Annotated in this window: 9 protein-coding genes and 1 pseudogene; 8 read left to right on the forward strand and 2 right to left on the reverse strand. The window is 65.4% G+C overall.

Annotated elements, in window-relative coordinates:
- Positions 1 to 61: 61 nt before the first annotated feature.
- Positions 62 to 745 (reverse strand): helix-turn-helix transcriptional regulator, encoded by a 684-nt coding sequence (locus F8O08_RS11095; protein ID WP_158042713.1) that lies wholly within the window; start codon positions 743 to 745, stop codon positions 62 to 64.
- Between the two features lie 305 nt (positions 746 to 1,050).
- Here F8O08_RS11095 and F8O08_RS04615 point away from each other — a divergent pair, with 305 nt between their 5' ends.
- The 7 genes from F8O08_RS04615 (at position 1,051) to F8O08_RS04645 (ending at position 10,678) form a co-directional block, all read left to right on the forward strand.
- Positions 1,051 to 2,043: an iron-siderophore ABC transporter substrate-binding protein gene (locus F8O08_RS04615; protein WP_158042714.1), complete on the forward strand. Its 993-nt coding sequence runs from the start codon at positions 1,051 to 1,053 to the stop codon at positions 2,041 to 2,043.
- The gene (locus F8O08_RS04620) at positions 2,043 to 4,424 is read left to right on the forward strand and encodes a hypothetical protein (protein ID WP_192497715.1); all 2,382 of its coding nucleotides are present in this window, start codon (positions 2,043 to 2,045) and stop codon (positions 4,422 to 4,424) included. The genes F8O08_RS04615 and F8O08_RS04620 overlap by 1 nt, the downstream gene beginning before the upstream one ends.
- Positions 4,421 to 5,269, forward strand: a complete 849-nt coding sequence (locus F8O08_RS10815) for a hypothetical protein (RefSeq protein WP_192497716.1) — start codon at positions 4,421 to 4,423, stop codon at positions 5,267 to 5,269. Before F8O08_RS04620 ends, F8O08_RS10815 begins: the two co-directional genes overlap by 4 nt.
- Positions 5,270 to 5,349: 80 nt before the next feature.
- Positions 5,350 to 6,468 (forward strand): FecCD family ABC transporter permease, encoded by a 1,119-nt coding sequence (locus tag F8O08_RS04630; protein WP_158042716.1) that lies wholly within the window; start codon positions 5,350 to 5,352, stop codon positions 6,466 to 6,468.
- Positions 6,465 to 7,661: a FecCD family ABC transporter permease gene (locus F8O08_RS04635; RefSeq protein ID WP_225733570.1), complete on the forward strand. Its 1,197-nt coding sequence runs from the start codon at positions 6,465 to 6,467 to the stop codon at positions 7,659 to 7,661. The genes F8O08_RS04630 and F8O08_RS04635 overlap by 4 nt, the downstream gene beginning before the upstream one ends.
- A 29-nt stretch (positions 7,662 to 7,690) precedes the next feature.
- Positions 7,691 to 8,572 (forward strand): ABC transporter ATP-binding protein, encoded by an 882-nt coding sequence (locus tag F8O08_RS04640; protein ID WP_158042995.1) that lies wholly within the window; start codon positions 7,691 to 7,693, stop codon positions 8,570 to 8,572.
- Positions 8,573 to 9,265: 693 nt separating this feature from the next.
- Positions 9,266 to 10,678 carry an MFS transporter gene (locus F8O08_RS04645; RefSeq protein WP_225733572.1) on the forward strand — a complete coding sequence of 471 codons (1,413 nt, stop codon included), beginning with the start codon at positions 9,266 to 9,268 and terminating at the stop codon, positions 10,676 to 10,678.
- Positions 10,679 to 10,863: 185 nt separating this feature from the next.
- Here the strand turns inward: F8O08_RS04645 and F8O08_RS11100 are convergent.
- A pseudogene (locus F8O08_RS11100) lies at positions 10,864 to 11,028 on the reverse strand (pentapeptide repeat-containing protein); the annotation flags it as partial.
- A 251-nt stretch (positions 11,029 to 11,279) separates the two neighbouring features.
- On the opposite strand from F8O08_RS11100, the gene F8O08_RS04655 reads away from it, so the two are divergent.
- Positions 11,280 to 12,635: an enterochelin esterase domain-containing protein gene (locus tag F8O08_RS04655; protein WP_158042717.1), complete on the forward strand. Its 1,356-nt coding sequence runs from the start codon at positions 11,280 to 11,282 to the stop codon at positions 12,633 to 12,635.
- The last annotated feature ends 3 nt before the right edge of the window (positions 12,636 to 12,638 follow it).

The following is a 12,638-nucleotide window of genomic DNA, read 5'->3' on the forward strand; positions in this document are numbered from 1 at the left end:
AAGTGTGGGGTCGAAGGTGTTCTCATCTTCGGCCCCGCACTTTCTGTTTGGGAAGCGTCCGTTATTCGGGCTGCTCGTCGAAGGCGTATCCGTATGCTGCCGGGGGAGCCCCGAACGTTCTGCGGAATGCTGCGAGAAAACTGGTCGTCGACCTGTACCCGCATTGCAGCGCCACGTCTGTGAGTGAGACGTTCTGGTCGAGGAGTTTCAAGGCCAGGCGCATCCGCACCCGCAGAGTGTACTGTGCGACAGTGCAGCCGGATTCGGCTCGGAATCGGCGGAGCAGCGTGCGGGTGCTGGTGCCGCTATCTGCGGCCCACTGAGTCAATGAGGGCGGGGATGCCGGCTGCCTTTCGATGGCGATCGCCAGCTCGCGTGCGGTCGCGTTCACTGGCTGCGTGACTGATACTTGCGGTCGTCCAACCCTCCGTAGTGCATCAACTACCGGCTGCACGTCAAGCTGAGCGCCCCGAAGCCGGCCAGAAATGTACGCGAGAATGCTTGTGCGCAGATCCCCGTCCACAGGAACGACTCTCGGCAGCTCTGGCAGGGACTGAGCTCCGTGCGCTACGGTCGGCACCGCGACTCGAAAGAGAGGGCTGTGCCGCGCTGGCTCGATGCGAAAACTCGTTGACGCCGGAACCCAGACGGCCTGTGTTGGTCCGGCAGGCCATCGCTCGGCATTGACGACGACCTCCAGCTCGCCCGTAGGTGGCCAGAACAACGAGTGCGCATGGGCTTGCACCTAATCAGGCTCCCGAACTGTCGGCGTCATCACCAGACCGATGTGTAAGGAAGCACACACTGAGGTCGGATGATTCGAAAAATGTCCCTTTAGCATAGTCATTCTGTCGGATCAGAATCTACGGGGCCCTGGCCTTGGGAGCATCTTTCAGAACGGTTTGACTAGACCGGCATGTGTCTCTGCCTATAGGGCGGTGGTAGCCGTCAGGTGAGTGCCTGACAGGCTGAAGAATTGGAGGTCACAGTCTCGTGTCATCACGCCGTGAAGGTTCTGCAACTGCCCGACGCCGCCGAGGTGCAGCTCGAATGATCGGTCTCTTCGCCGCGCTTGCTGTCTCTTTGGGGCTCGCAGGCTGCGGCGTCGTCTCAGGCGGCAGCTCCGACAGCACCGCTGATGCACAAGGAAACCGCACCATCACAGACGCAACCGGCGCGGAGGTGGCGATTCCGGCCTCCCCGAAGAAGGTCGTCACCCTGAGCGAGCCGACACTTGACGGTGCTCTCGCCTTGGACGTGACACCAGCGGGAACGACCTCAGGCCGCGGGCAGAAGACAGCGCCGGGATACCTTGGAGACCGCGCTGCGAGCATTCCGATCGTCAGCGATGTCGCGAACCCCAACTTCGAAGAGATCGGCAAACTCAAGCCCGATCTGATTCTCACCGATGGCACGAGCATCAACGACGATGCACAGATTCAGCAGCTCAAGGCGATCGCCCCCGTGGTGATCGCAGGCGAGGCCGGTGGCTCTTGGCGAGACAACTTCGGCATCGTGGCCGATGCGCTGAACAAAGCCGACGACGGTAAGAAGGTCGTTCAGAACTACGACGACCATGTCCAACAGGTCAAATCAGGCCTTGGCACCTACCAGGACAAGACGTTCTCCATCGTTCGCTGGCAGGGCAACACGGCATCGCTGATCTTGAAAGAGCTCCTGCCCGGGCAGGCTCTCGAAGACCTCGGCCTCAAGCGTCCCGAGAACCAGGACCGAGCTGGCGCCGGTCACTCCGAGCCGGTCTCACTCGAGAACCTGAGCGAGATCGACGCTGACTACATGTTCTTCGGCACGCTTGGCGGCTCATCCGTCGGCAACGCGGATGCCGGCGGTGCGACCGACGAGCAGGGCGCGAAGGATGCGCTGCGTCAGGCCGTAGCCGTGCCCGGGTTCACCGATCTCAACGTCTACAAAGAGCAGCATGTGTTTCTGGTCGACGGGTCCCGGTGGACGTCAACCGGCGGACCGATCCTGATGGACTCGCTGATCACTGATGTGCAGCAGAAACTCGACGGAGCTCAGTGATGCAGAAGAGAGTCAACGAAGTGAGACACGATGTGAGCGTGCTCGACCGGTCTTTCACCGCCGTTCGCAACCTCACCGCATTCGCCGCGGCTGGCCTGTTGGCGCTTGGTGCGCTCGGCGCAATGCCAGCTTCGGCTGCGACGGGAGCGTCAGGAGAGACTGACGGAGGGAGCGTGCAGATCCTCGGCAGCGGATCTCCAACGGAATCGCTGCAGACCGTCCAAGCAGCATCCGAGAGCGCTGCAGCGCAGGATGATCGCTGCGAGGATCTGACAACGCAGGGCACCCCGAAACCCAACGGACAGGACCAGGGCGCTATCGCGGTTCTCAACTGTCGCAGCGTCATCACGGGCGATCTGATCACTGTGACCGGTCAGGGAATGGCTCAGCGCCCTGAAGGAACAGGGAAGCTCACCTTCAAGATCGACGATGTCAACGACAACGATCACACGCGCTTGGCCGTTGATCAGCCGAACGGCACGATCGATCAGGGCGGCGTGACGGTCACCGATGCCCGATACCTGCCCAATGCGAACGGTGACATGTCCGTTCAGCTCAGGCTCAGCCCGAGTCTCTCAGATGGTGTGCACTGGGTGCGCGTCTTGGGCGGTTCCGGTGACGGTGGCGAGGGCGTCAGCCAGTACGCGAAGTTCCTGGTCGGGCCCAAACCCGACACGTCCTCTCCCTCCGTCGCACCCCAACCCGGGAGTACCGTCACCAGTGGCTATGGCGCGACGTTCGAGCTCAGCGGGTTCACGAAATCTGCAGGGCAGACGGCCGCCCTCGTCCTTCAGGAAGACAAGCCCAACGGCCAGTCTTGGCCGTTGGCCGCAGCAGACGCCGAGAACGCGGTGCTCTCGTCAGATGGCGTTGCAACCGTCGCTATGACGATGCCCAAGGGGCTGGCGTCCGCGAGCTATCGGCTGACAGCCAAGACAGATAGCGAAGAGGCTGCGTCCCAGCCGTTCGCTGTGGAACGCGCGCAAGCGCCCGTCTTCACCCAGCGGATGCAGCCGCTGACCGTGGCCGACAAGGGCGATGGCGAATTCGAGACCGAAGTGAACCTTGATGCATCACCGATTCCCAGCGTGGTGTGGGAGCGTTCGCACGATTCCGGCGTTACATGGGAGAAGATCGTTGGTCCGAATTCTCAGCGAGGAAAGCTGACTCTGAAACTCCCCGGGCGCATGTCACCCGAGCAGAACGGCGATCTCTACCGGGTGACAGCGACCAATGACGAAGGGACAGCGCAGAACATCGCACCGTTGATTCTGGCGACCGGTGGCGGCTCGAACGGAGTATCCGGAGGAATCAGAGAAGAAGGTTGGAACTGCCGAACCCAAGAGGTGACGACCGAAGCAGAGCCCCAGCTGAGACTCTGCATGGTCAAAGCCGTAGCCGAGCAAGGCCGACTCCATTTGGAGGGTCGAGGGTGGAAGACTGCGGACGGAGACCTTGGCTCATGCTTCGCCGTGAAGTTCGAGGACGGCAAGGTCGAGGCATCGAACCCGCCCAAGACGGACACTTCCAACACCTGCAGCGGCGGTGGCACCGTCAGCAACATCTTCAGTTACTTCAAAGCCGATGACAACGGTGATTTCGTCGTCGATGTTCCGATTCCGACCCGGGCGAACTCTTCCACGCTCGCAGCCGCCGGCAGCGAGTGGAAGACCGGTGAATCACACGAGGTCACCCTACTGACTGGCAGCTCCCGCAGCGGCGATCGTGGCCGTTCCGTCAAACTCGAATTCGGCATCGGCACAGATTCGCCCGACCCGCGCCCGCAGTCGCAGGATGGCGGCGCATCCGATACGGTCGTCGTGCAGCAGGCGGCAGGGAGCACAGGCACCAGCAACCTCACACTGAAGGCGTCAGGCAACAGCCTCGTGAGCATCGGCGAAGCCGCAGCGGGGCAGCGCCCACTCATCACCCCGGCGGCCCCGGTGTCGGCAGAAGAAGACTTGACCGATCTCAACCGTGGCGATGTCGAGGTTCAACAGGACGGCACGGTTCTGACGACCACGTTCGACAGCCTCGAACCTGGTGACTGGGTGTATCTGCACGCGTGGCCCGGCCCACAGGGAGTGGACTGGCTGCAGCTCGACGCAGAGAAGAAGGTGCGGTTCGACATCGTCGATCTTGAGCCGGGAGACCACAAGTTCAGCTTCGTCGGGCAGCAGGGAGAACTCGTCGGCTGGGTCGACGGCAACCTGCCAGGAGAGAGCAGCCGCAAGAGCTTCGAGAACACAAAGCCGGTTGCCGGGCTGGCGACCCCCACCAACTGGAACGGGCCGCTGTTGATCGCGGCCTTCGGAACGCTGGCGCTCGGGCTTGTGGCGACCACGATTCTCGGCATCGCACGCAGCAGGAGGTCGGCATGAGACACACCAGCACTGAGGCCCCAACAAACCATGACCCGGCACGCAGCTGGGCGAGCATCGGCCGGCGGATGCTGGCCGCGGCGGCCGCGACGCTTGCGTTGACCTTCGGCGCCTCTTCGATAGCATCCGCTCTGCCTCCGGCGGGCGCGAGCCCAGACAGTCCGGGGACGAGCTCTACGGTCAGCTCTCGCTCGGTGAGCGCCGGAGAGCCTCTCTCATTCACAGTGACCGGGTTCCCCGCGAACCGTCAGATCAGTGTCAAGATCGCTGACGGCCAATACTGCGGCCAGGGGGTTCGCTATGGGTCGTGCGTCGTGACCCGCGTGCAGAGCGATGCCAGCGGGCGGGCCAGCGGAACGATCGTGATTCCGAATGATCTCACCGCTGGCTCCTATTGGCTGCGTTTTCTGACAGACACACCTGCGACGTCCAACCGGGGAAACAGCGAGTTCAAAGTCGTTCCCAAGAGCGCTTCGTCGGCACAGGGAGGAAGCGCCACGGTCGAAGGCGGCGGGTCGGCCACGACCCAGCAGGTCGAGCAGCAGCAGACTGTCGGCGACGGGGCCGTCTTGATGGTGCCGGCTCCTGACCCAGCTCAGGCCGCCAAGTCGGTGACCGACGACGAGCTGCCGATCGCGGGCGGAGCCTCCCACGGGGCAAGCAGCGGCGTAGATTCTTCGGCTGCTGCAGGCGGCAGTGAGGCGGCACAGTCGGCAGATCAGACGGCATTCTCCAAACCCGGCTTTCCCTGGGCTGGCACGGTCGTCTTCGCCGTGACGCTGCTGCTGGTCGCAGCGGGAGTCATCGCAGTTCTCGTCTGGCCGCGCAGACGGCCGGGAGCATGAACCCAGTCGTCGTCAGTCAAAGCCGCCCGGATGCGTGAGTTCGTGGAGGGCCCAGCGATCCGAAACGGTACCATCCAACCATGACCCAAGTCGCACCCACATCGAGTGCCCGCGCCCTTGGCGTGGGCACTCCCGGGTCTGGCTCCCCGTCGACGCAGAGCGCGACGACTGATCACAAACCAGGCCCCAAAGAGATCCATCGTCCAGGCGCCATCAGAGCCGCAGCACTGGCGGGTGTGCTCGTCGTCTTGGCGCTCGCCGTGCTGCTGAGCCTCTCACTCGGGTCGAAAGACATTCCGCTCGGCGAGACCTGGCGTCTGATGGTTGCACCAGACGGCAGCCAGAATTCGGTCGTGCTGCAGGAGCTGCGCATTCCGCGCACTGCGATGGGCCTCATCGTCGGCGTCGCCCTCGGTGTCGCCGGCGCCCTCATGCAGTCGCTCACGCGCAACCCGCTCGCCGACCCCGGCATCCTCGGTGTCAACGCCGGCGCCTCGTTCGCCGTCGTGCTCGCCGTCGCACTCACCGGCATCAGCGGCATCGGCTTCTACATGTGGTTCGCCTTCGCCGGCGCCGCCATCGCCTCGGCCGCGGTCTACGCACTCGGTGCCAGCGGGCGCTCGTCTGCCACCCCCGTGCGCCTCGCTCTGGCTGGCGTCGCGATCAGCGCGGCACTGCAGGCGCTCACCGAGGCCGTCATCCTCGGCAATCAGGTGGCCTTCAACGAGTTTCGCTTCTGGGTCGCCGGATCGTTGGAAGGCCGCGGCTGGGATGTGTTCGTGCTCGTGCTGCCCTTCATCGTCGTCGGCCTGATCATCGCGCTGCTGCTGTCGCCCTCGCTCAACGCCCTCGCCCTTGGCGATGACACGGGCAAGGCGCTCGGCGTGCGGGTCACGAGCACCCGTGTGTTCACCATGATCGCCGTCACCCTGCTCGCCGGAGCCGCCACGGCCGCCGTCGGCCCGATCGGCTTCGTCGGTCTCGCCGTGCCGTTTCTCGCGCGGTGGCTGGTGGGTACCGATCAGCGGTGGGTGACCGTGTTCAGCGCGATGCTCGGCCCGGTCTGGCTGCTTGCGGCGGATGTCGTCTCGCGTCTGCTGGTTCGGCCAGACGAAGTGCAGGTCGGCATCATCGCCTCACTCATCGGCGCCCCGATCTTCGTGCTCATCGTGCGCAGAAAGAAGATCGCAGCACTATGAGCCAGACACCTCTGAAACCCGCCGACCGTCGTGCCCAGGCGAAGGTGCGCAGCCAGGCGAAGACGCGCAGCCAGCGTGACATGGCATCCGCCGCACACCTGTCGCTGATCACGCCGACGCGCGAACAGGAGCAGCAGGTCAGGGCCAGCCTGCGCCAGGCGCACTCGCACTGGAGCCTCGGCCCGATCACGCTGCGCTTCGAACGCCGAGGCGCGATCGTCTACCTGGTTCTGATCGTCGCGATTCTGATCGCAGGCACAGTCAGCGTGCTGCTCGGCGACTACGACATCTCAGTCGGTGACGTGTTCGGCGCGATCTTCGGCACGCAGCGGTTCGATGACCCGCTGGTGCCCTACTTCGTGAACCAGGTGCGCCTGCCGCGCGTGGTCAGCGGCATTCTGGTCGGCATGGCGCTCGGCACCTCGGGCGCGATCTTCCAAGTGCTCAGCGGCAACCCGCTCGGTTCGCCCGACATCATCGGGTTCACCCGCGGTTCGGCCACCGGCGCGATTCTGGCGATCATGTTCTTCGGCGGCTCGACCCCGATCGTGGCGGCCGGAGCGATCGGAGGCGGCCTGATCACGGCAGCCATCGTGTACGGGCTCTCGTGGCGCGGCGGAGTCGCCGGCTACCGCCTCGTGCTGGTGGGAATCGGTGTGGGCGCGGTGCTTGCAGCGATCAATTCGCTGCTCATCGTGAAGGCCGATCTCGCCGCAGCACAGAAGGCCCAGCAGTGGATGGCCGGGTCGCTGAATGCTTCGCTGTGGCCGGAGTCTGGCATGATCGCGGTCGCGCTCGTGCTGCTGCTGCCTGCGGCGTGGAGCCAGTTTCGCGCGATGACGCTGATGCCGCTGGGCGACCCGCTTGCGATCGGGCTCGGTGTGCGGGTCGAGCGCTCGCGTCTGGTGATGGTCGTCGTCGGGGTGGCGCTGATGGCCGTGGCCGTCGCGGCCGCCGGCCCGATCTCGTTCGTAGCGCTCGCCGCGCCGCATCTTGTGCGGCGCATCACTCGCACACCGGGTGTGGGGCTGATCGGCGCAGGACTCATGGGGGCGTTCTTGGTGCTGGTGTCAGACCTGATCGCCCGGCGCATCTTCGCGCCGAACGAGTTGGCGGTCGGCGTGGTCACGGGATCCCTCGGCGGCATCTATCTGATCATCCTGCTTGCCATGGAATGGAGGAAACGCGCATGAGCGCATCCACCGAACACGCAGCGTCCCCAATGGGCGTGAGCGCAGCGGCACAGGCGGACTCGACCGCAGCGGCGCAGGCGAGTGGAGCATCCGCCGCAACGTCGCGGCTGCGCACCGAGAGGCTCGTCACCGGATACGGCAATGCGAAGACCGGGCGCGAGATTCTGCATGAGGTTTCCGTCGAGATTCCCGAGGGGGAGCTCACGGTCATCGTCGGGCCGAACGCGTGCGGCAAGTCGACGCTGCTGAAGTCGATGGCGCGGATGCTGCCGCCGCGCACCGGATCGGTGTGGCTCGACGAGCAGCAGATCACGGACTATGCGCCGAAAGAGGTCGCCCGACGGCTCGGGCTGCTGCCGCAGAACCCGAATGCGCCGGAGGGCATCATCGTGTCTGATTTGGTGGCGCGGGGGCGGTTTCCGCATCAGAACCTGCTGAAGCAGTGGACGCCTGCCGACGAGCGCGCCGTCATCGAGGCGATGGCCGCGGCGAACGTATCTGATCTGGCCGACCGCACGATCGACCAGCTCTCGGGCGGCCAGCGGCAGCGGGTGTGGATCGCGATGGCGCTGGCGCAGCAGACGCCGCTGCTGCTGCTCGACGAGCCGACCACGTACCTGGACATCGCGCATCAGGTGGAGGTGCTGAACCTGGCTCGGCGGCTGCACCGCAGCGGTCGCACGGTCGTGGCGGTGCTGCACGAGCTGAACCTGGCGTTTCGGTACGCGACGCACCTGATCGTGATGAAGGGCGGCATGGTGGTGACACACGGGGCGCCCCAAGAGATCGTGACGTCGGAGCTGATCGAAGACGTGTTCGGGCTGCCCAACGCGATCATCGAAGACCCGATCAGCGGTACGCCCCTTGTGGTGCCGCGCATCGAGGAGTTTGACGAGCCGGCAGGGGAGTAGGCGCGGCCGGGCCGCTGCCGAAGAACTGGCTGGGTCGCTGCCGAAGAACTGGCTGGGTCGCTGCCGAAGAACTGGCTGAGGGCCCGACGAGCCTGTTGCTGGTCTTGGTGACTTGGAGAATGCTGGTCCATTCCGATCGGGGCATGGGATTTGTCGTTCCAGACGGTCGAAACATGCCAAGTGGCATGCCCCGATGCTGTGAAGCGACATCTGCCATGTCTGGATTGTGGGTGCTCCTCTCTGATGAGGCCTCGGCAACATCTGCCATGTCTGGATGCGAAATGAGCCCGTCTGCGTAGGCGAGAGTTCTGTCCTGACGTTCGCGGCCAGACCATCCACAGGTGGTATGGTGTGAGTTCTGCTGGGTTATCTGACCCAGGTGGTCATGCCCTTCAACCTGCCGCTGAGCGTCGTATGCCGGGATGGTCCGAGGCTGGAAACCTCCAGTTCAGCCCAAGTGACCTGCGACTGTGCGCAGAGTCCGCTTCGAACGATGTGTTCACGCGCGTGCGCAACGCTCGGGCTCTGCAGTTGTGGAGCGTCTCGAGCCTCTGTGTGCGCCGAGCGAGTGCAGCACCTGCACGGCGCCCCGTGCTGGGCGCAGGGGCCGGGTGCAGAGTGCGCGTCGCGCCCGAACCCGATCGAGCGGCTTTGCTCTGAGCGGGCCTCGAAACCTGATGGAGGAGCATCCGCATGCCGGTTCTGCTGAAGAAAGGCGGCCGCTGGCTGCCGCTCATCGTGATCGCGATGACCCAGCTGATGGTCGTGCTCGACGGCACGATCGTGAACATCGCACTGCCGCACGCCCAGGCCGACCTCGGCCTCACCGATGTGCAGCGGCAGTGGGTCGTCACGGTCTACGCCCTTGTATTCGGATCGCTGCTGCTGCTCGGTGGCCGCGTCGCCGACTACTGGGGGCGCAAACGCTCGTTCGTCGCCGGCATGATCGGGTTCGGCATCGCGTCGGCCATCGGCGGCCTCGCGCAGAACGGCACCGAGCTGCTGGTCGCACGAGGGCTGCAGGGACTCTTCGCGGCGCTGCTCGCTCCGGCGGCGCTCGCGCTGCTCACCACGACGTTCACCACAGGTCGTGACCGGCAGATCGCATTCGCCGTCTTCGGGGCCGTCGCCGGCAGTGGTGCAGCGGTCGGTCTGCTGCTGGGCGGCATCCTCACTGAGTTCGCCTCGTGGCGCTGGTGCCTGCTCGTCAACCTGATCTTCGCAGTCGTCGGCGTCGTCGGCGGACTGCTGCTGGTCGGGGAGAGCCGCGCCGACGGCGATCACAGCTACGACATCTGGGGCGCGATTCTCGTCTCGCTCGGATTCGGCGCGCTCGTGTTCGGGTTCACGCTCGCCGAAGACAGCTGGACGAAGCCCTCGACCATCGGGCTGCTGGTCGCGGGCGTGGTGCTGCTGGTCGTCTTCGTGCTGGTTGAGATGAAGGTCAAGAACCCGCTGATGCCACTGCGCATCGTGCTCGACGGCACACGAGCAGGGTCGTTCCTGGTCCAGGCTCTGATGGGGACCGTGCTGATCGGTGCGACGCTGTTTCTCACCCTGTACCTGCAGAACGTCATGCATCTGACCCCGCTGCTGACCGGGCTCGCGGCTGGGGCGATGACGGCATCCACATTGATCAGCACACCGATTCTGACCAGGCTCATCGAACGCACCGGGGCGCGCATGTTCATGCTGCTCGGCCCGCTGCTCGGGGCGGCCGGGCTGATTCTGCTGTCGGTGAGCATCTCGCCCGACGGCAGCTACTGGACGCACGTGATGCCTGCGCTGATCCTGCTTGGCGTCGGGAATGCGTTCATCTTCATTCCGCTGCAGAACCTCGCGCTGACGGGCGTGGCGAACAGGGACGCTGGAGCGGCCTCGGCGCTCGTGAACTCGTCGCTGCAGATCGGCGGTTCGATCGGCCTGTCGGTGTTCTCGCTGGTGGCGGCGCGTTCGCTGGCGGCTGCCGGCCCTGCGGCGTCGATGCCGGATGCGATGACCGGCGCGTACAGCGAGGTCTTCTTGATCGCGGGGCTGTGCATGGCTGCAGCGTTCGTGGTTTCTTTCTTCATGGTGCGGCCGCCGAAGGCGCAGCCGGGGGTGTGAGATGGAGGCGGGCTGTGTTCGCCGCTGTCGAGTGTGTAGAACGTGCGGGCGTGGGCGAGTGATGGTCGCAGGTTCTGTGCTTTCGGCGTCGGGTGGAGCCTCCCGGTCGTTCTGATCGAGACATGGGAAATGACGTGCCACGGGATCGAAGCATGCCAAGTGCCATGTTCGGGTGTCGTAATGGCTCATTTGTGGCGGTTGGATGCCGTGGTACGGCTTCGAGCCGCTGCAAGACGCGAGGTACCCGTACGGCCAGCCGAGCACCCGATGAATCTTGCTCCGATGAATCTTGCTCCGATGAATCTTGCTCCGATGAACCTTGCTCCGATGAACCTCGTTCCGATGAATCGTGCTCCGACAAAGCCGTCTGGCCGAGTGCCGCCGTGTGCGGTTGAGCAGGGTCATGCGTGGCTTCTGTCCGGACAGGGATGATCGAGTGCGGTCGGCGCCGGTGCGGTCGAGTCCGGTTGCATGCGGTTGCACACTGCGAGGTGCATCTGCGCATGGCCAGAGCCCGACCACCGTGCCAGAATGAGCGGGTGAGCAAACAACGGGTGAATGCGCAGTGAAGAGCGTCGCCGAACCAACAGGGGAGCCGAAGATGAGCCCGGCCAGGCGGCATCCGCCGAAGACCCGCCGCCCAGAACCGGCACCGCTGACCACCAGCCCGTTGATCGCCGGGCTCGAAGCCCGCATCGCTGACCTGCTCCAGCATCCTGACGGCATACGCACGCCGCAGACACTCGCCGACGAGTTTCGGGCCGAGCACCCGGCGAGCCCGGTGTTCGAGCACCTGCCCGCCACTCCCGAGCATCCCGACGCTCCAGACGACCCCGATCACCGCATCGTCACTTTCGTTCTGCATGACGCCGCGGCCGAGCAGGTGCTGCTCTTCATCAACCGCATCACCGACGAGACCGACCTCGACCGGTCGCTGATGCATCGCATCCCCGGTACCGACCTGTGGCACCTCAGCTATCTCATGCGACGCGACTGGATTGCCTCGTACAGCTACCAGATCGCCCTGCCGGGGGCACCGGTTCCGTGGCAGGGGCTCGATCAGCGCGGCATCCGCGAGGTGCTCGACCACGGGCTGCCCGACCCGCGCAACCTGCGCCAGATCACGAACCGGGCCGGGGTGCGCATGTCGGTCGTGGCGCTGCGGCACGCGCCGTCCGATGAATGGCGGGCACCTCGCGACGACGTTCCCGAGGGCACGCTGGCCGAGCATGTCGGCCCGGACGGCCGTCGCCTCTGGGTCTACGAGCCCAGCGCGCTCGAAGTGGCGAAGCCTGGCCGCACACATCAGGCGCTCGCCGACGCCGGCGCTCAGGCGATGCTCGCGGGCCAGCAGCTGCCCCTGCTCATCGTGCTCGACGGCGACGTCTGGGCGGGCGTGCAACCGCTGCCGACCATCCTCGACAACATGATCGCCGAGGGAGTGATCCCTCCGCTGCTGGCCGTCTTCGTCGACAGCGCCGACCGCGAACGCCGCTGGGACGAGCTCGACGAGCACGGTGGCATCGTCGACTGGCTCGCAGACCGCCTGCGCCCGTGGGTGGTCGAGCACTGGGGTGCGGCTCTGAGCTGGGACCCGCATCGCACCGTCGTCGCCGGCCAGAGCCTCGGCGGTCTCGCAGCGATCGCTGCCGTGGTGCGGCGTCCTGACGTGTTCGGCGGCGCGATCAGCCAGTCTGCCGCGCTGTGGCAGCCGGATGTCGCGCTCGAGGCCGCCGCCCGGCCGCCGGTGGGTGCGCGCATCGACCTGCAGGTCGGCCTGCAGGAGTGGGTGCTGCTCGAACCGACGCGCGCGCTGGCGGCTCAGTTGAGCGAAGCGGGTGTGGACGTCACGCTCACCGAAGTGAACGGCGGCCACGATTACGCATGGTGGCGTCGCACCCTGGCTACCGCGATCGAGCATCAGTTCGGCGACGACCCGGTGCATGTTCGCCGCTGATGA

This window comes from Pseudoclavibacter sp. CFCC 13611, from assembly GCF_008831225.1.
Classification (GTDB): Bacteria; Actinomycetota; Actinomycetes; order Actinomycetales; family Microbacteriaceae; genus Pseudoclavibacter_A.